Below are 18338 nucleotides of genomic sequence, written 5' to 3' on the forward strand. Positions count from 1 at the left end.
AAAATCAGGTCTGATGGTTAAGACAAACGCTTTAACTGTCATCCCTGCATTTTAATTATTGAAATGATGTGATGTCTTTATGAGTAATTTGAAGCCAGATAGCGTGATTGCCTGCTTAGATTGTCCTAATCACGTACAAGCGGTGCTGGATGCGAGTATGTGGGCTTCTATTCGCCTGCAAGCGCCGATTGGACTGCTACATTCAGTACCAAGCTTACAGCAAAAAGCAGCCGTAGATTATTCAGGTTGCCTCAACATTGATGATGAGAACACCTTATTAGATCAATTCACTGCAAAAGAGTACTCCAGTAATTGCGAGCTAAAAGCACAAGGTAAGCTACTTCTGCATCAAGCCACCACCTACTGTGAACAGCAGCGTCATAAACTTAAAACCTATACACTGCATCGGCACGAGAATCTCAATGAAAGCATTGATTACGTCGACGACAAAGCGCAACTAATCGTTATCGGTCATCACGTCACCTGTAAATCGACATTAAGCCAGCTCATACGCTTAAGTCTCTGCCCCATTTTGGTGACTCACGCACCATTTTTGCCCCCTACTAGCGCTTTATTTGCTTTTGATAATAGCCCAACATCGCATAAACTGCTGAATTGGCTTTGTAAAACACCGCTCGTCCGCGCCTTGACGGTTCATATTGTCATGGTCGGCAAAGAGAATTCTGAAAACTGTGATGCGTTACGTGAAGCTTATGCTCGCCTTAAGCAAGCCGGTATCAAATGTAAAAAAACCTTGCTGGACTGCCGCGATGTCACCGCTGCTTTAAACTACTATCAAAGTGAGAACGATATTGGTCTTCTTATGACCGGTGCTTTTGGTCAACCTCGCTTGCTTGAGCTAATTAAAGGTAGTGACACCAAAAAATTACTTGGTAGTACTACCACCCCGTATTTACTCTTTCCTAGAGCCTAAAACCGAGCTTTTATTTCAATACTGAGACCGAATGCTCACTACTATGAATCCCATTTTTCATAGCGGTGAGCATTCGGTCTTTATCTTTTATACCTATTGTATATCCTATAAGCGTTTATCAAATCATCACATGAAATAAAGGCATCGCTGCCCCAAGCGCTTAAAAAGTTGGTTATAATAAAGTTTTCGTTAACACAACGTTAAAGGTTGATTGCCCTTGTTTATGCAGCTTAAGACGAGCTTATCGTTGCCGTATAAACCATATTCTTTGTCATCACCGTGGTTATTTTTGAGCAAACGTGCCCTATCCTACCTCCCCCTTGAGTAGTTTTGGCACAGTTCTTGAATCACTTACGGTAAGCATGACAATAGGATGCTGCATCAAACTGCACCTATTAACCTGCGACATCACCCATATAAGGATTTTTTTATGAAGCTAATCACTGCGATCTTAAAACCATTTAAGCTCGATGATGTGCGTGAAGCGCTTTCTGACATCGGTGTTAAAGGTGTCACCGTCACCGAGGTAAAAGGTTTCGGTCGTCAAAAAGGTCATACCGAGCTCTATCGCGGCGCCGAGTACGTAGTGGACTTTTTACCTAAAGTAAAAGTCGAAGTGGCGGTTATGGATGAGATGGTTGAGCCGGCTATAGAAGCCATTACTCGCATTGCTAGTACCGGAAAAATCGGTGACGGCAAAATATTTGTGACCAATCTTGAGCAAGTCATTCGTATTCGCACGGGTGAGACAGGTCCTGACGCTATCTAAGTGTAAGACCCACCTATAAACGTTGATTTTAAACATCGATCTATAGGTCATATCGATCACTGTATTGCATATATTCAAGGGGGAATAAACATGCAAAATCAAATCTTCGAGCTCCAGTACGCATTAGATACGTTTTATTTCTTAATGTGTGGGGCGCTAATCATGTGGATGGCAGCTGGCTTCACAATGTTAGAGGCAGGGCTGGTTCGCTCAAAAAATACCGTCGAAATCCTAACCAAAAATATCGCCCTCTTTGCCACCGCCTGTACCATGTATATGATATGTGGTTATGCCATTATGTATGATGGCAATCTATTTTTGAGCGGTATTGCAGGTACTGAAACCTTAGTCGCCGACGCTTTAGCAGCCTCAGCCAAAAATGGCTTTGGTGGCGACTCCGTTTACTCAAAAGCATCCGACTTTTTCTTCCAAGTAGTGTTTGTCGCAACCTGTATGTCCATCGTCTCAGGCGCGGTAGCTGAGCGCATGAAGCTGTGGTCTTTCTTAACTTTTGCCGTGGTAATGACGGGAGTTATTTATCCGTTAGAAGGCAGCTGGACGTGGGGCGGCAAAGATGTCTTTGGTTTATTTAATCTAGGCGACTTAGGATTCTCTGATTTTGCTGGCTCAGGTATCGTACACATGGCAGGGGCAACAGCGGCATTGGCAGGAGTACTGCTATTAGGCGCACGTAAGGGTAAATATGGTCCTAAAGGGGAGATACGTGCCATTCCGGGGGCTAACTTACCATTGGCAGCGCTTGGAACATTAATATTATGGATGGGCTGGTTCGGCTTTAACGGTGGATCGGTTCTAAAACTGGCCGATATCACCAGCGCCAACTCCGTTGCCATCGTGTTTTTGAATACCAATGCTGCTGCCGCTGGTGGAGCGATTGGCGCATTGCTCATCGCACGGCTGATTTTTGGTAAAGCTGATTTGACCATGCTCTTAAATGGTGCATTAGCAGGTTTAGTCGCTATTACTGCAGAACCTTTAACCCCCTCAGCGCTGCAAGCCACACTGTTCGGGATGACAGCGGGCGTTATCGTCGTCCTATCGATTCTTATATTAGACAAAATAAAAATCGATGATCCGGTAGGTGCTATTTCTGTCCATGGCGTGGTAGGCTTATTTGGCATACTAATTGTACCATTGACCAATCCAGCGTCGTCCTTAATAGGTCAAATAGCCGGTGCTGCCACCATTTTTACTTGGGTATTTGTGACTAGTTTAATCGTTTGGAGTCTCATCAAATTGGTAATTGGTCTGCGTATCTCTGAAGAAGAGGAATATCAAGGTGCCGATATTACAGAATGTGGCATGGAAGCCTATCCAGAATTTATAAGATAGGCTATTTATATTTTCGCTTTATTAGCTATCAAAGCAGCTGACATAACTAAAAATCCCGCACGACCTTTCGGTCATGCGGGATTTTTTATGCTTTATTAAGGCTGGCTTTTAACTAACAACCAGACTTAATGAGAATACTACATCAACATCAACTTATTTCTTTTTCCACGTTTGGCTACGTGAGAAAGGTCCTAAGTGACCTTTTAGAGCCAAGTTGCTGCCGCTCAAGTTAGCGGTAAGTTTATAAGTTTTGTTTTTTTCAGGATCAGTGATTTTACCACCACTGTATTTACCATTGCCATCAGCTTTTAGACCAGAGATGATTGTCATGCCCACATGCTTCTGACCTTTCTCTGAAACTGTGCTGATTAGCTTACCCGTTAACACACCATTTGACTCAGTGATTTTAACCACGCCTTTTGGTTTGCCTTCATCATAGGTTTGCCAAGTAGTATTGGCTAATGGGTCAGCGGCGAATGCCATGCTTGCTAAACTGATACCAGCGATGGCTAATGTAGTTTTTGCGAATAATTTCATAAATAGACTCCCTTCAATCAATGATTACTAGAAACATTATGTTTCTGATGTCCTATGCTTATCCTTTGCCGACAATCTTTTATTAGAAGCTAAGCTTTTCTTGAGTAATTTTACATTAATTACCACTAGAAGCATTTAGTTACTGATTAGCTTTTCATAAAAAATATAAACAACATAAGCGATGTCTTGACTCATTATAAGCAATTTTAAGAATTTGCCTAGTAATTTTTTTATAGTTTATTATTTCTATAAAATCAAAAGCATATCAAACAGTTACAGGAACGGATTGTCTATAATTTTATCCGATTGGTCATCTTTTTCTTTTGACTTAATGTCTTTATTACTATAAGGACTTCTATTTTCAAATGCTAGCAGAATTTTACTGGTGAGCTCATGCAACTGCTGTGCTTGTTCATATCCAGCATCATCAAATACCAGATTAATGTCACCATAAATAATAATTTTATCTTCTTGGTTTTCGATCACCAGTTCACCGATTTGCATACTTTGGTGATTATTAGCAAATGGGTCAATCATTTAGTTCTCCTATTCATTAACAATGCATTACCTAATTTTTTAAAACAGTGGGAGTTTAGTTACATTTAAACGACTTATGCCTGCAATTGTGCCATAAGCCATTCAAAGATTGCCAATACAAACAACATCCAAGTGGGCTCTTCTTCAGGTGTTTTGGGCGTATCTAGTGCCTCGCCAGCTTTAAGGGGTAAATTAAAAGCTTGGGATTTGGTTTTTGCATCAAGCACCGGTAAAACATCGATACCAATCTTCGCGGTTAACTCGTCAATACTAATGATTTCTATACGCTCTGACTCGTCATTTGGCGCAAAATAAACGCCTGCTTGATTGCTTGCTGGAATATAAACTGCTTTAAAAAAATGACTGGGCACGAGCACACGTTCAGCCAATTGCTTGGTTTTTTTGTCGGTAAATGCTACTCCAGTGACGGTATAAACCTCACCGTATTGTTGGGTCAAATAACGAGTAGCAGATTCAATATTACGCCAAATATAGCGATTATTACGCGGCGATTGTGGGGCGATATTGGCCAAGCTAAAACTATCGTACTGTTGGCTACGATTGGCCATATCGCCATTGGGTGCTAAATGTCCACGGTCATAACCTGAACCTGAATAATCAGATAATTTGGCACGCATAGATTGCGGTAGACGGCTCTCTTCATGAAAGCTGTCTTCGCGATCGATTTGTTTGGCTTGCTGCAAACGTTTACGAGTCAGATATTCCGCTGACCACAGCGGCGTACGCGATACACCAGAATACATGACGGCAAAACCGTCCATACATAGCGCTTGGGTATTGTTACTGAGCTTAGTATTGGTAAATTCGGGATAGACGCCGCCATAAAATGACTGACTACACTGAATAAAGTCATCAGCATGTGCCGATGATATGCTGAGTAAGGCAGTGATTGCCGTCATTGTTATGCTATTTTTAATACTGGATTTACGTTTAAAAATACTGATCATGCAACTTTCAACCATTTATGCCTACTATTATGTATGCGCTATCCTAGCAGGCGTCCACTAATAAAGAAAGATACAGCGCAAGCCGTGACATTCTAAATGGTATCCGCTATACTGAGGCGTTCAAAAATCAGTGTCGTTCAAAAACAGACTAACAGTCAATTATAGCTATTTTCTGGTGAATAATCTGTTCAGTATTAAATCTAGCAGTATCAAAAACGGTGAAGTGGGTGAGTGGCTGAAACCGCACGCCTGGAAAGTGTGTATGCGTTAATAGCGTATCGAGGGTTCGAATCCCTCCTTCACCGCCAATCTTAGTTATCCTCTGTTTGTCCCGCTTTTCCCTAAACCTCCTTCAAACCCTTTAAATATTAAAGCTTATAACTCATATTGGCTTCATATTTTTTCCTAAACTACTTCTTAGTAATCTCCACGATCCATATATTGTGTGGATTTTTTATTCATAAACATAGTGAATAAAATAATCTAATAGACTTAAAGTATTTGAAAAATCAATAATTTACCGCTCATCCCACCAAAAACGTCATTCATCTGTTGATGATAGGTTTGTTAACATCTCTATGTAACCATGTATTCATTAAGTAACAAACATCATTTAGAAACCTAGAGGTATGACATGCTATTTCAAAAATCACTATTGACTGCTACTTTACTTGCCGCTGCTGTTTCTGCTAATGCTGCTGGTACAGCCAACGGTTCTTTTAAGGTAAACCTAAAAATTGATTCGGTCTGTAGTGCTGAAGTCACTAATGATGCTAATGGCGTTAACTTCGGAACTGTTTTAGCGGGTACTAGTGAAGCAACAGTAGGTATAAAGTCATCTGCTACAGCGGTTGTAGTGAAATGTTCGAAAAATGCTCCTTACATTGTTAATCTAACCCCGCTTTCCAATGCCGGTGCTAATACTACTGGTGCTGGTACAATGGCTGGACCGGGAACTGATACTATTAACTACCAGTTGTATTCAAATGCCGGCGCTACTACTGTTTGGGGTAATACTGGAACTCTAGCTGTGGTAGGTAATGGTGTTTCTGGCACAGGAACTGGCTTGTTGGCTATACCCAATACACATACTGTATATTCTAAATTGACCAGCACAACTGATATTCAGCTAGGTAATTACTCTGACACTGTTAAAGTATCTGTAACTTACTAATCCCTATGTCAAATATCTTGTTACGTCGTGTTGCAACATCTGCTGTTATTTCTGGCTTACTACTAGCTAGTAGTAGCGCGATGGCGAGCGGCCTACAGGTCTCTCCCATCTCACTAAGCCTACAAGCTAAAGAAAACGCCAGTGGCTTAACACTGAGTAATACCGGTAACGATGTGGTACATGCGCAAGTACGTGTTTACCAATGGTCGCAGAATGAGCAAGGCGATCAGCTGACTACATCTCGAGGTTTATTGGTCAGTCCGCCAATGCTTGAGCTAAAACCTGGTGAGCAGCAATTGATTCGTGTGATCCGAGCCAAAGCCCCACCACAAGGGGTTGGTGCTGTAGAAGCTAGCTATCGCTTATCAATAGACGAGCTGCCTATCCAATCCCCGACACAAAAGACTGGCCTGCAATTCGCACTGAGCTATTCTTTACCAGTGTTCATCAAACCAGTTGGCGTTACTGAGACTACGCCACGATTGCAATGGCGCTATAGCGCAAAGACAAATGGCGAGCAGATAGACCTGCACGTTAGCAATAATGGCAATGGCCATGCTCAATTGGCATCGCTTAGCTATATCGATGCTGCTGGTAATGATACTGCTATCCACCAAGGCTTGTTGGGGTATGTGTTACCTGGTGCTAGTATGCACTGGACACTGAAAGTTCCACCGTCAGCCTTAATGACGAGCGGTAAAATCAAGGTAATGATCAATGGTACTCAGACTACGCAAGACATCACGTTGGACAACGCCACTCGCTAAGGCACTTTTGCTGCAGAGTTTGGTCGTTTCTAGCAGCCATGCCATTGCTTTAAATGATGTAGCTTCTGAAAACATTACTGCTACGCAAACCGTAGATACTACTTCTAATAACAAACTCTCTCAGCTTGATCTTAATGAAGAAGCGAGCAACACAAGTGGCTTAGACTTATATCTAGACGTTACCCTTAATGGCGCTAGCGCAGGCTTGACGCATTTTGAGTATCGTGACGATCAGCTTTGGGCAAGTGTCACAGTATTGCAGCAGCTAGGTTTTATAGTGCCTCCCGGTACTACAGATCCTGTACCGCTCAATAGTTTCGCTAATATCCAAGTAGACTATAACGCGCGCATGCAGTCTGTTACTATCGTCGCGCCTTTGAGTACCCTCAATTTAACCACTACCGTATTAAATAATCGCGATAGCCGTCGCACTCAAGCCAGCGCATCGCCTGGGGTATTGTTAAATTACAACCTCTATGGCTCAAGGTCGGATAATAACTCAACCAACTTAAGTGCTTTTACAGAACTCCGCGCCTTTAATGCCAAAGGCGTGTTAAGTTCGACCGCGCTAACCACAGGTAACCGATTTTCTAATAACAATGCTAATGCCAGTGCTAATAACGGAGATGACAACCGAGACTGGGACAGTCGTACAGTACGTCTAGATACCAGTTGGAGTCAATCTTTTCCTGATAAGCTCATGACCGTGCGTGCCGGAGATATTCTCACCGGGGCATTGTCATGGACACGCTCTACACGCTTGGGTGGTCTACAGTTTGGTAGCAATTTTGATTTGCAACCTTATATGACTACTACGCCATTACCTTCATTCTTTGGTTCCGCTACCCTGCCTTCAGCGGTAGAGCTTTATGTCAACGGTCTAAAGCAATATAGTGGTGAGGTGCCGGCTGGCCCGTTTGAGCTAAATACCGCCCCTAGCATCAGCGGTGCAGGTAATGCCCAACTGGTATTAACCGATGCATTAGGACAAAGCTCTACGGTTAACTTCTCTCTATATGATACTCATCGCTTACTGCAGCCTGGTCTGGCTGACTGGTCTATAGAACTCGGCACTGTACGTGAAAACTATGGTATAAAATCCTTCGATTACGGTAGCGATATCGCCGTCAGTGGCACTTTACGTTATGGGGTAAATAACCACTTTACCGCAGAAACCCATGCTGAAGCGACTAAAGGTCTTGCTAATGCAGGCGTTGGCGGGACGTGGGTATTAGGCGGTCCAGGCGGTGTCTTATTTGGCTCATTGGCAGGCAGTGAAAGCCAAGGACAAAGCGGTATGCAATATAGTGGCAGCTATTTATGGAATAACAACCGCTTCAATATCGGTCTTAATACCTTAGGTACCAGCGGCAATTATCGTGATGTGGCCACCCAATATGGATCAACCCCCATACGTCAGAGCAATCAAATTTCAACCGGTTATAGCTCCCAGTCTTTAGGTAGTTTCGGATTAAGTTATAATCAGGTGGACTATGCGGAGGAAGATACCGCGCAATTTGCCAGCGCCTATTGGAGCAAATCTTTTGGTCGACGCCTCAGTATAAATGCCAACTATAACCACGATATTAATGACTCGGCGAATAATAGTGCTTCCATTGGTGCCTCGTTTTCACTAGACCGTAATATCTCGTTTAATAGTAGTGTCCAGCATACCGACGATCGCAATGATTTTGTCGCTGATGTTTCACAATCAGCTTCAGGTGCAGGCGGCTTGGGATGGCGCGCACAGGCGCGGCACAGTATCGATAGCAGCATAGATAATAATAACAACAGTGGTGGATTAGCAGAATTAAATTATCTTGGTCGCTACGGTCAGGTACAAGCAGGTCTCAGTAGTTACGATGGCAATTACTCTACCTTTGCCAGTGGCACAGGCTCGCTAGTTATGATGGGCGGCGGCTTATTTGCCGCACGCCAAATCAATGATGGCTTTGCTGTGGTTTCAACTGATGGCGTTGCAGATGTACCAGTGCTGCTACAAAACAATGTTATTGGTACGACTAACAGTCGTGGCTTATTGCTGATATCGCCGTTGAATGCTTACCAAGATAATAAGATTGGTATCGATCCTATGGACTTACCTGCCGACCTGCGTATAGACAAAGTTGCTCTTGAAGCTACACCTACTGACCGAGCTGGTACTTTAGTCAACTTTAAACTCACTCCAGTACGCTCTGCCTCTATTATTTTAACGGACAGCGAAAATCAGCCGATAGAGATTGGTAGTCAAGTGCGTTTGATTACTAAGAAGGATGCGCCGTCGGCTATCGTCGGCTTTGATGGTGAGGTATATTTAGACACGCTTGATGAGCATAATATATTAGAGGTAAGCACCCCTTCTGGTGATATCTGCACTGTTAACTTTGACTATCAAAAGCAGGGCGATGATATTCCACTCATTGGTCCCTTAGTCTGTCAGAAGGTAAAATAATGAAACTATTTCAATGGCATTTTGGCCTTTATTTAATTCCTTTAGTTTTTTTGTTGCCAATAGGTAATGCACAAGCCGAACTTTCTGTAACATGCCAAGCAGGCATGAACACGCCACCGGGAAGTACAGGTATTGTGAACCTCGGTACGCTTACTAATGCAAACGTCAATAATGCAAACGTTACAGGCACACTGAATTATAGTTGCACTAATAGCGGTGAGACTGCTGGATTTGTATCTGTATGCCTAGCGACTGATGGTGGTCAATATGATAATACTGCCGTAGGCGGGCGTTACATGGAGAGACCTGGAAGTTGGTTTGAGTCTAATGCCAGCCGTCGCCTTAATTTTACTATGACCTTACCTGGAGGGACTCTTTGGAGCACTCGTGGGAGGAATGGCTCAGAATACAACTCTGGCTCACTTGCTATCGGCGCCCAGTCGACTGTAACAGGTAGTGTGCCTATTAATATCTCTATGAAAACAGGGAACAACAGGGCCACACAAGGTGCCTATATCAATGACTTTGGAAATGGCAACCATACTGCATTAACCTTTAAAACCAGTGCTATCTCACCCGCTCCGACTGACTGCACAGCAAGTGCAGGCGACCAAGATACAGTTCGCTTTCCGTTTAAAGTTCAGGCTGCAGTTCTGCCTAGCTGTACAATCACCGCTACCTCCAACGTTAACTTAGGACCTCGATCAGCAAGTGAGACCAATATCACCGGCAGTAATAGTAGTGCAATTACAGTCAATTGTACTAATGGTGGCTCTTACTATATTGGTTTAAAACCTTCTAATAACGATCAAAATGGTGAGGGTGTTATGAGCGGACTTACCACTGGCAATACAGACAAGGTACCTTACCAATTGCGTTCTACCAGCGGTATTGCTGGCAAGGTTTGGGGTAACACGGCCACCTCCACCGCAGTAGGAAATGGCGTGGCGGATTTTGGTACTGGCTCAAACAAAACACATGAAGTGTTTGTTACAGTTCCTAATGCCGACTTTAAACCAGACAACTACTCTGACACCGTAACCATCCATGTGAATTATTGAAATAAGCCTGATAACAATTGATGATAAACATTTTTAAAATTTTCCTCATTCAAATACAGCTAGGCACGGTCACAGGCTTTTATTTCTACCACCATACAGTCCTGACTTAAACCCTATCAAGAAAAAATGGGCTCAGGCAAAGTTTCTACGCCAAGGGTGGATGGAGAATAATCTGCCTAAACTATTTTACGATAAGAGTTGTGTCTATTTTATAAAGACTTAAATATAACGATTAACACCCTGTTTATTTGCAGGGTGTTTTTATTTGTGCTTATCTACTACAGCCCACTATTATTATTAAAAAAGCATAAATGACCAACTTGTAAAAGAGTAACAGCAGTCATCGCTAAAGGTATGTTCAAAGGGGATTTTCGTATTGCTACTATGTATCATCACTATAAACTTAGACGCTTTAAATTAGGGAGTAGCTTTATCATGTAGCGTAGCTTTTTTGCGTTGCTTAGCTTGTCGCGCGCTTTGCTCAATCTCTAATGGCGTCAGACCACTTTTCTTCTCTTTAAGATAATTGAGATAAGCGGGTATATGCGTTCCACCTAAATACTTGTCTAAATATGGCAAAAAGCCAGCGTAATTGCCTTTGAACTTGGCATGATGAAAGTCGTGATAGACCGGACCCTCATAGACTGGCAATAAATGTATCGGGTTCCAAGGTATGTCATAACCGATATGACCATCAGCGCCTTCGACCTGACGTAATATCACCCACATATATACGACATAAATATGCGCCCCAATCAGAATCGGACCAACCAAAGTCAATGTCGCAGTCAGCGAATACTCCACCCAATGCATATAGTTGCCATTGATACCGCAGGTATTATGAATGCGATGATGCACACTGTGGATGTGCTTCAATAACCATTTATTCTCATGCATATATCTATGCATCCAGTAATATAAGAAATCATCTAGCAGCACAAAAAAAACCAGTTGTGCGATGATGAGATACCATACCGGCATCTCACCGCTGTGCACACCCGTCAGCTTCAATAGTGGCCAACTGAGCACTAGTAACGATGCTAAAATCACATTATTGACCACGATACGACCAATGGACGGCAGCAGGAACTTTTGCATCTCGAACGGTTTTTGTTGAATCTTATATTTACGTAGTGGCTTAGGATCTAACCAAGCAACGACCGTCCACGGAATAGCAACCACCAAAAAAGCCGCCATGCTAATGGCTAGCGTTGCCATCGGGAACTGCCAAAACCAAGGGTCATTATAGAACCCTTGCCAATATGAGAACACATCCATATGTCACCTCTTCATAGACTATGCGAACGTTTGATTACCCACCCAGTTTACCCAACTGACTGCTAGCGGCCGCATTTGCAGTCTAAGTATCTTTGCCATGAAACCCTGCACCACCAAAAGCTCACGATTTTCCCCACCTTTGAGTATGGTTTTGACGGCGTCACCGATCTTTAGTTCATCTGCGAACTTTTTAAGCGTGGTCCTTGATCAAAGACCCGAACGTTGCCTCACCAATCAAATAGCTTACTTTATGACTGGGTATTAGCCAGTATGGAGTGGCTTCACTACTCGATGCACAATTTGGGAAATCGGGATTCTTGGATGGACCCGCAATAGTTTTTTCTATGATCATAGAAATGTATTGGTCGGTACTGTCTTCCAATGTATTGCCATTTAAGATGACTTCCATACCGGTATCTTTGGCATAGCGGCGAATCGCCTTAACGCTTGAGTTCATAGGTGCATAAGCATCTACACCCACGCCGTTTTCTGAGGTAACGCGGATACCATCAGGTACTCTAGCGACTAGTGAATGGTTGCCTTCAGTGTGACCTGGCGTGTGTACTAGCGCCAAACCTTTACCTAATTGTAAGCTACTCGTAAAAGTGATGACCTTATCAGGATCAACACCATCAATACCGTTCGGACAGTACCATTCCGCTTGTACTGGTAACAGTCCTTGCACGCTTTGCCACTCTTTTTCGTGTACGAGTAATTTGGCATTAGGGAAATATGCCGGTCTATCTGTCGAGTCGGTAGTCGTACCGAGCCATTGGCGCACATCTTGGGTATGGAGGTGGTCGTAACTGATGTAATCGATATCTTCTGGCTTTAGATTTACCTCTTTGAGCGCTTGCGTGACATCACGGGTAATGGGTGCGACCATATTCTCAAGTGGTGACCAGTTTGGCATTCTATCGGTGAGACGCTTAAAAAACGGTGTTTCGCGATCCGCATCGATATCCGAAGGTGAAAACAATAATGTCTTCAACTCTCCTAAGAGGTCATAATATTGAACGATAAAAATTCGATTAAGGATGTGCAGGTAGGGAAATTTATAGGTGCTTTGGGTATAGACACCACTGTAAGCGTACCACGTTGGATAGGGAACTCTGACCATATCCGCACTTTGATAAAACTGTACGCATGGCTCATCCATGAAGCGCTCTCGAAAGGCGGTCGCTTTTGCTCGTGCCGCTTTTAGGCGTTCTTGTGGTAACGGACTTTGACGAACGTCATCAAAATCATGTAAGGCTTTCATGCCCAACTGTTGTAAACTCATAACACACTTCCTTGTGATAGTTATTTAACGTCCATTACATAATGTTACCAACAATATTTTAGAATTGATAGCACAAAGATAAAATATTGCGTTTACTATTGGCGCTGTCAACTAGCGTACTCTATTCGTATTTTCTAACCGTTTTATAAAAAAGGTTAGGTCGATTACGTATCATATTGGCGCTTTGGCTGGTATCGTACTTGTCGGTCCTGAGCTTGGTTTTGATACCACGCATCACAACGAATAGATGCTTATTATCACTATACTTTTACTTAGATTTAGAGCGCTTTATGTTAAAGACTTTAGTCACGGCAGTACGTGTCGTTTTATCCGTTGTCGGTGTGGCTGTAATCGTTGATTGTATTGCTTTGATGACAGTCGGTAAGGTCAACTTTGGTACGGTCGTGCCGCTTTTGATAGGTGTCATCTTCGTCGCCCATGGTATATTTTGGCACGCTATTCGTCACTTTGTGATTCAAAACCGCTGGCTGACACGACTTTGGTATGCCCTGTGGACGATATTTTTTATCTGGCTTATCAGTTTTGGGGTATTTATTTTCTCATTGCAGCAGCAGATTAAACTTAGCAAGCAACCCACGCCTCAAGTCGCTGCCATCATTGTACTAGGTTCAGGTACGGTCGCAGGCAAGCCCACGCCAACACTTGCCAAGCGCTTAGATACAGCCGCGCCGCTTATCGACTCACAGACAGATGCGCTAGTCATAACCAGTGGTGGCGTTGGTTTTGGGCAAACACATAGTGAAGCCAATATTATGGCAACCTATTTGCATGAGACTTATAACATTGCATTCGAGCATATTTTGCAAGAAGGCAAAAGCGCCAGTACAGCAGAGAATCTTATTTATAGCCAAGCGCTATTAGCAGCAAAAGACGTTTCTATGACGGCGCCCATCGCTATCGTGACCAGTGATTTTCATACCATTCGCGCCGCAGCCATTACTCGTCGCCAAGGCTATCAGCAGCCTATCATGCTGGCCAGCCCTACTCCGCTATCTATTCGCTATAACGCTTGGTTTCGAGAGTATTTTGCCTTTGTCAGCGGTTGGCTATTAGGAGAATACTGAATGCCTGTTTTTTCTGTCATATATCAGACATCTGATATTTTATTGATGAAAATGCTTAGTTCAGAATAAGCCAGCATTACCAATAAGCCACATTTGATTTTAAAATAATAATAAAGGACGGCGTTGTGATATTAGATATCTTATTGACCCTACATTTTATCCTGCTGGTACTGATTTCTTTACGGGTCTTATCTCGTCATGATTTGACCTCGCCTGCGAGATTGGCGTGGATTGTCGTCTTATTCGTTTTGCCTTATTTTGGCGTGCTAATTTATTGGATGTTCGGTGAAGTGCATTTGGGTCGTGACTTTACGCAAAAACGTAAAAAAATTATTGATAGGTTAAATGCTCATAACCCAGCAGTTCTGGGTAACGAGATAACATTAGTAAAGGTGATGAAGCCTGAGTATCAAGCGGCTTTTGCCTACTCTGCAAAAGCCACAGGCTTTCAGACCACCGTAGGTAATAACGCTGAGCTAATGGCGGATGCTACTGAGACCCGCAGACGCATGATTGCCGATTTTGACGCAGCGACCGATCATATCCACGTGCTGTATTATATTTGGCTCGTCGATGGCATGGGGATTGATACGGCTCAAGCACTTATCCGAGCTACAAAGCGTGGCGTCACTTGTCGCGCGATGGTCGATGGCATGGGTTCACGTAAGATGGTAGGCTCAAAGATATGGCAGGAAATGATAGACGCTGGCGTACAAGTCAGTGTGGCACTACCGATTAAGAACATTTTTAAAGTATTGTTTTTTAGTCGTATTGACTTGCGTAATCACCGCAAGATTACCGTGATTGATGGCAAGATTGGCTACTCTGGTAGTCGTAATTGTGCCGATCCTGAGTTTCGCGTAAAACCAAAATATGCACCGTGGGTCGATATTATGCTACGCATCGAAGGGCCCATCGTTGGGCAAAATCAGATGCTGTTTGCGAGTGACTGGCTGATTGAAAACCCCGATACCCCACTCGATAGCTTTTTTTACGATAGCACGCCAAAGCTTAATGGCTTTCCCGCCCAAGTTTTTTCAGATGGTCCGACCCAGCGCCACGGTACCACGCCGCAGTTTTTGGGTACATTGATTAGTCAAGCGCAGCACACGCTGATTATCTCTACGCCCTATTTTGTACCGGATTATTCCCTGGTCAGCATCTTATGCGCAACCGCCTATCGCGGGGTTGATGTCACGATGATTTTCCCTCAAAACAACGACTCCTTTATCGTCGCCGCGACCAGTCATAGTTATTATTGGCAATTGCTTGAAGCAGGCGTAAAAATCTATGAGTATAAGCCAGGATTACTACACGCAAAGACCCTCACGGTCGATGGTGAAGTCAGTTTGATTGGCTCGACCAATTTAGATTTGCGTAGCTTTGATTTGAACTATGAAAACAATATTATCTTTAGCGATACCGCGCTCACGGCTGACATTATGCAGCGCCAGTATCAGTATATCGCTGACTCAGATGAAGTCACGCGTGAGGAAGTCAAAAACTGGCCGCTGTCTTATAGGATTTGGAATAACGTCATTGCTACCATGGGGCCAGTTTTATAAACCATGTTTGATAAGTTACAACTTAATGTAGTCAGTCGTAAATAACAGAAACACAAATATTATAACGCACTACTGGGATTCATTTTTCTTGCTTGCTGTGCCTATGCAGACAGAGGCTGCGAATAATTAATCCCAGCAGTGCTGTATTCTTTTAAAAGTGAATCAAATGTAAGATTAGTCTTATGACACTACTTTTTTTGCAAAATATAGACGATAAATCTTGCTTCGGTTACGAATGATTGTGTCGCAACCGTTGTCATTAACGCTTGTCTTTTTTCACTACGCGCGCGATATGCATAAGGCGTCATGGTCAGTAAGTCAGCTAAATCATCCTCTGATAATGTCAGTTCAGTACTGACGCGACAAGTATTTATCAGCGTAAAATATGGGGCTAATTCCTGCAAAAACTTATCAGAATCATGCTCACGGACGTCATCAAATAAAGCGTCACGCATCGTCGCTAAGTGCCCAACATCTGGCTTAGCAATGATTAAATAACCCTCATCGCTTAACACTTCATTAAATGCTTTTGGCAAGATAGGACTAAAAATACTGCTAATCCCCGTCACACTATGCGCGCGTAATGGTAAATTGGCGGCGCTGGTTACTAGGGGATAAATCGCTGCTGTTTTAGAGCTGTCAGCTATTTTAAAGCCATCATGATGTTTTTGCTGATACCAAAGACGAGCTGCTGCTTTGCTGGCTTTGGCAAGCTCTAGCACGGCAGGCTTACTGATGTCTGCAGCAAGGAGGATATCCACGCCAGTTTGTGCCATTGCCTGCGTATAATAGCCTTCCCCGCAACCAATATCTAACCAATGGACAAGCTCTTTATCTTGCTCAGCTATTGGCTCAGTGACCGACTCATTTTGCGCCAGTAATTCAATCATTTTTTGACAAATAAGCGCCTGTAACGGCTGATAATGCGCCGCATTCAAAAAGCGCTTTCGCGCCTCGATGGACGATTGGCTGTCACCGGGGGCTTTGGATTTTTTTTGTTGGACAGGCAGCAGGTTAACATAACCTTGACGTGCTACATCAAATGGATGAGTTGTTTGCTTCGGGTGCAAGCTACCATCACAGCGCCATGTATCTATTGCGGGCTGTAGTGGTGACTGACAAAGGGGACAAATAAATAAGGACACAAGCATCTCAAAGTCATAACAATATGGCTGACATTTTATCAAAGTTCATGCTCAGTAAGTAATAAAAGGCATGAGAAAAGAGAAGATAACATAGCAAACAAAAAAGCCATCTCAATAAATTGAGATGCTTTTTTAATAACCTACCGTCAATTCACTTTAAAAATAAAACAGTGCTGCTGGGATGAATTTTTCGAAGCCTTTGGAACGCTCAGCGTACAGCAAGCGAGGAAGATTTATACCAGCAGAACGCTATTTTAAATGCATCTTTTTTATGTTGAACTGTCTATCATTAATAAGATTCATGCTGTGTTAACGCAGCTTTAACGTCATCAATCCAAGGATAACAAGGATGATGGCGATAATCCAAAACCTTGCGACCACTTGGGTTTCTTTCCAGCCAATCTCTTCAAAGTGGTGATGCAGTGGTGCCATACGAAAGACACGTTTTTTGCGTAGCTTATACGAACCCACTTGTACTATTACCGACAGTGCTTCGGCGACAAAGAGTCCACCCATAATCGCAAAAGCGATTTCTTGACGGGTCATGACAGCAATCGTACCAAGCATCGCGCCTAGTGACAGCGCACCCACATCACCCATAAATACTTGCGCTGGATGAGCATTGAACCATAAGAAGCCAAGCCCTGCGCCAATCATCGCCCCACAGACAATAATTACCTCAGAGTTATAGGCAATATAAGGCACGTGCAAGTAATCAGCAAAGCGTACGTCACCAGAGACATATGCCATCGCGCCTAAACCTGCTGCGACTAAGACCACCGGTAAAATAGCCAAGCCATCCAAGCCATCGGTCAAGTTGACAGCGTTAGAGGCACCATTAATCACAAAATAAGTAAAGATAATAAAACCAATTCCAAACGGTACGGCCGAAAATGGAATCATCCAATCTTTAAAGATAGGTATTAGCAAATCTTGCATTTCGCGAGTCGTAACAATATCCGGCTGTAACGTCGCGATATAATATAAAGAAATGCCGACGAATAATGCGCCCATGGATAGCCAAAAGTATTTTTTGCGAGCGATTAAGCCTTTGGGGTTTTTATATTTAATTTTGAGCCAATCATCCGCCCAGCCTACCGCGCCAAAAATAATCATCACGATGAGCAAAATCCAAACATAAGGATTATTCAAACGTGCCCAGAGTAAGGTCGACACTCCAATCGCACTTAAAATCAGCACCCCACCCATGGTCGGGGTGCCAGTTTTGAGCAAATGCGATTGCGGACCATCATTACGAATCGCCTGACCATACTTTAGCGCTTTCAAGCGCCGAATGACGCGACCACCAAAAATCATACTAAAGGCAAGGGCGGTTATGACCGCCAGCAACGCGCGCAGCGTCAAAGAAGAAACCGCAGAAAACGGGGTATAATACTGACCAAGCCAGCCAAACAACCAAACTAACACCGC

At 43.3% G+C, this 18338-nt stretch carries 16 protein-coding genes, 1 tRNA gene and 1 pseudogene; 11 read left to right on the forward strand and 7 right to left on the reverse strand.

The features are described 5' to 3' along the window. Positions 1-79 precede the first annotated feature (79 nt). The 3 genes from DABAL43B_RS13275 to DABAL43B_RS13285 all read left to right on the forward strand — a co-directional run bounded on the left by DABAL43B_RS13275 (position 80) and on the right by DABAL43B_RS13285 (position 3056). Positions 80-934, forward strand: coding sequence for a universal stress protein (locus tag DABAL43B_RS13275; protein ID WP_079692831.1), 855 nt, complete (start codon positions 80-82; stop codon positions 932-934). Positions 935-1364: 430 nt separating this feature from the next. Next, positions 1365-1703 carry a P-II family nitrogen regulator gene (locus DABAL43B_RS13280; RefSeq protein ID WP_011514651.1) on the forward strand — a complete coding sequence of 113 codons (339 nt, stop codon included), beginning with the start codon at positions 1365-1367 and terminating at the stop codon, positions 1701-1703. Positions 1704-1793: 90 nt separating this feature from the next. After that, complete coding sequence (locus DABAL43B_RS13285; RefSeq protein ID WP_079692832.1) at positions 1794-3056, forward strand: ammonium transporter; 1263 nt, start codon at positions 1794-1796, stop codon at positions 3054-3056. A 153-nt stretch (positions 3057-3209) separates the two neighbouring features. Here DABAL43B_RS13285 and DABAL43B_RS13290 read toward each other — a convergent pair whose 3' ends face one another. From DABAL43B_RS13290 to DABAL43B_RS13300, 3 genes are all read right to left on the reverse strand, one after another. After that, the gene (locus DABAL43B_RS13290) at positions 3210-3593 is read right to left on the reverse strand and encodes a DUF2147 domain-containing protein (protein ID WP_079692833.1); all 384 of its coding nucleotides are present in this window, start codon (positions 3591-3593) and stop codon (positions 3210-3212) included. Between the two features lie 273 nt (positions 3594-3866). Then, on the reverse strand, positions 3867-4130 hold the full coding sequence (locus DABAL43B_RS13295; RefSeq protein WP_079692834.1) for a hypothetical protein: 264 nt from the start codon (positions 4128-4130) through the stop codon (positions 3867-3869). A 74-nt stretch (positions 4131-4204) separates the two neighbouring features. Beyond that, positions 4205-5050 carry a DNA/RNA non-specific endonuclease gene (locus tag DABAL43B_RS13300; protein ID WP_227516699.1) on the reverse strand — a complete coding sequence of 282 codons (846 nt, stop codon included), beginning with the start codon at positions 5048-5050 and terminating at the stop codon, positions 4205-4207. A gap of 265 nt (positions 5051-5315) precedes the next feature. On the opposite strand from DABAL43B_RS13300, the gene DABAL43B_RS13305 reads away from it, so the two are divergent. The 6 genes and pseudogenes from DABAL43B_RS13305 to DABAL43B_RS13330 form a co-directional block, all read left to right on the forward strand. Next, positions 5316-5406, forward strand: a tRNA-Ser gene (locus tag DABAL43B_RS13305). A gap of 326 nt (positions 5407-5732) precedes the next feature. Further along, positions 5733-6272 carry a spore coat U domain-containing protein gene (locus DABAL43B_RS13310; RefSeq protein ID WP_079692836.1) on the forward strand — a complete coding sequence of 180 codons (540 nt, stop codon included), beginning with the start codon at positions 5733-5735 and terminating at the stop codon, positions 6270-6272. Positions 6273-6277: 5 nt separating this feature from the next. Further along, a complete protein-coding gene (locus DABAL43B_RS13315; protein WP_197684660.1) occupies positions 6278-7039 on the forward strand; it encodes a molecular chaperone in 762 nt (253 codons plus the stop codon). Then, the gene (locus tag DABAL43B_RS13320) at positions 6990-9491 is read left to right on the forward strand and encodes a fimbria/pilus outer membrane usher protein (protein WP_079692837.1); all 2502 of its coding nucleotides are present in this window, start codon (positions 6990-6992) and stop codon (positions 9489-9491) included. The genes DABAL43B_RS13315 and DABAL43B_RS13320 overlap by 50 nt, the downstream gene beginning before the upstream one ends. 104 nt (positions 9492-9595) lie before the next feature. Beyond that, positions 9596-10552: a spore coat U domain-containing protein gene (locus tag DABAL43B_RS13325; RefSeq protein ID WP_171996357.1), complete on the forward strand. Its 957-nt coding sequence runs from the start codon at positions 9596-9598 to the stop codon at positions 10550-10552. Positions 10553-10622: 70 nt separating this feature from the next. After that, positions 10623-10775 (forward strand): annotated as a pseudogene (locus DABAL43B_RS13330) (IS630 family transposase); the annotation flags it as partial. 194 nt (positions 10776-10969) lie between these two features. Here the strand turns inward: DABAL43B_RS13330 and DABAL43B_RS13335 are convergent. Then, positions 10970-11830 carry a sterol desaturase family protein gene (locus DABAL43B_RS13335; RefSeq protein WP_079692839.1) on the reverse strand — a complete coding sequence of 287 codons (861 nt, stop codon included), beginning with the start codon at positions 11828-11830 and terminating at the stop codon, positions 10970-10972. 190 nt (positions 11831-12020) lie between these two features. Continuing rightward, positions 12021-13112, reverse strand: coding sequence for a hypothetical protein (locus DABAL43B_RS13340; protein ID WP_079692840.1), 1092 nt, complete (start codon positions 13110-13112; stop codon positions 12021-12023). A 290-nt stretch (positions 13113-13402) separates the two neighbouring features. On the opposite strand from DABAL43B_RS13340, the gene DABAL43B_RS13345 reads away from it, so the two are divergent. After that, positions 13403-14197, forward strand: coding sequence for a YdcF family protein (locus tag DABAL43B_RS13345; protein WP_079692841.1), 795 nt, complete (start codon positions 13403-13405; stop codon positions 14195-14197). 125 nt (positions 14198-14322) lie between these two features. Continuing rightward, the gene (gene cls, locus DABAL43B_RS13350) at positions 14323-15762 is read left to right on the forward strand and encodes a cardiolipin synthase (RefSeq protein WP_079692842.1); all 1440 of its coding nucleotides are present in this window, start codon (positions 14323-14325) and stop codon (positions 15760-15762) included. A 188-nt stretch (positions 15763-15950) separates the two neighbouring features. Here cls and DABAL43B_RS13355 read toward each other — a convergent pair whose 3' ends face one another. Both DABAL43B_RS13355 and mraY read right to left on the reverse strand, forming a co-directional pair. Continuing rightward, complete coding sequence (locus tag DABAL43B_RS13355; RefSeq protein ID WP_079692843.1) at positions 15951-16913, reverse strand: putative RNA methyltransferase; 963 nt, start codon at positions 16911-16913, stop codon at positions 15951-15953. 303 nt (positions 16914-17216) lie between these two features. Beyond that, positions 17217-18335, reverse strand: coding sequence for a phospho-N-acetylmuramoyl-pentapeptide-transferase (gene mraY / locus DABAL43B_RS13360; protein WP_079692844.1), 1119 nt, complete (start codon positions 18333-18335; stop codon positions 17217-17219). Positions 18336-18338 lie beyond the last annotated feature (3 nt).

Source organism: Psychrobacter sp. DAB_AL43B (assembly GCF_900168255.1).
In the GTDB taxonomy this organism is placed as follows: Bacteria; Pseudomonadota; Gammaproteobacteria; order Pseudomonadales; family Moraxellaceae; genus Psychrobacter.

What these genes read in the sequence shown, in the direction of transcription:
- DABAL43B_RS13280 (WP_011514651.1), top strand. Translation starts at nt 1,365, where the DNA reads ATGAAGCTAATCACTGCGATCTTAAAACCATTTAAGCTCGATGATGTG.
- DABAL43B_RS13340 (WP_079692840.1), bottom strand. Translation starts at nt 13,112, where the DNA reads ATGAGTTTACAACAGTTGGGCATGAAAGCCTTACATGATTTTGATGAC.
- DABAL43B_RS13275 (WP_079692831.1), top strand. Translation starts at nt 80, where the DNA reads ATGAGTAATTTGAAGCCAGATAGCGTGATTGCCTGCTTAGATTGTCCT.
- DABAL43B_RS13335 (WP_079692839.1), bottom strand. Translation starts at nt 11,830, where the DNA reads ATGGATGTGTTCTCATATTGGCAAGGGTTCTATAATGACCCTTGGTTT.
- DABAL43B_RS13310 (WP_079692836.1), top strand. Translation starts at nt 5,733, where the DNA reads ATGCTATTTCAAAAATCACTATTGACTGCTACTTTACTTGCCGCTGCT.
- DABAL43B_RS13290 (WP_079692833.1), bottom strand. Translation starts at nt 3,593, where the DNA reads ATGAAATTATTCGCAAAAACTACATTAGCCATCGCTGGTATCAGTTTA.
- DABAL43B_RS13345 (WP_079692841.1), top strand. Translation starts at nt 13,403, where the DNA reads ATGTTAAAGACTTTAGTCACGGCAGTACGTGTCGTTTTATCCGTTGTC.
- DABAL43B_RS13320 (WP_079692837.1), top strand. Translation starts at nt 6,990, where the DNA reads ATGGTACTCAGACTACGCAAGACATCACGTTGGACAACGCCACTCGCT.
- DABAL43B_RS13325 (WP_171996357.1), top strand. Translation starts at nt 9,596, where the DNA reads ATGAACACGCCACCGGGAAGTACAGGTATTGTGAACCTCGGTACGCTT.
- DABAL43B_RS13295 (WP_079692834.1), bottom strand. Translation starts at nt 4,130, where the DNA reads ATGATTGACCCATTTGCTAATAATCACCAAAGTATGCAAATCGGTGAA.
- DABAL43B_RS13355 (WP_079692843.1), bottom strand. Translation starts at nt 16,913, where the DNA reads ATGCTTGTGTCCTTATTTATTTGTCCCCTTTGTCAGTCACCACTACAG.
- DABAL43B_RS13315 (WP_197684660.1), top strand. Translation starts at nt 6,278, where the DNA reads ATGTCAAATATCTTGTTACGTCGTGTTGCAACATCTGCTGTTATTTCT.
- DABAL43B_RS13300 (WP_227516699.1), bottom strand. Translation starts at nt 5,050, where the DNA reads ATGACGGCAATCACTGCCTTACTCAGCATATCATCGGCACATGCTGAT.
- DABAL43B_RS13285 (WP_079692832.1), top strand. Translation starts at nt 1,794, where the DNA reads ATGCAAAATCAAATCTTCGAGCTCCAGTACGCATTAGATACGTTTTAT.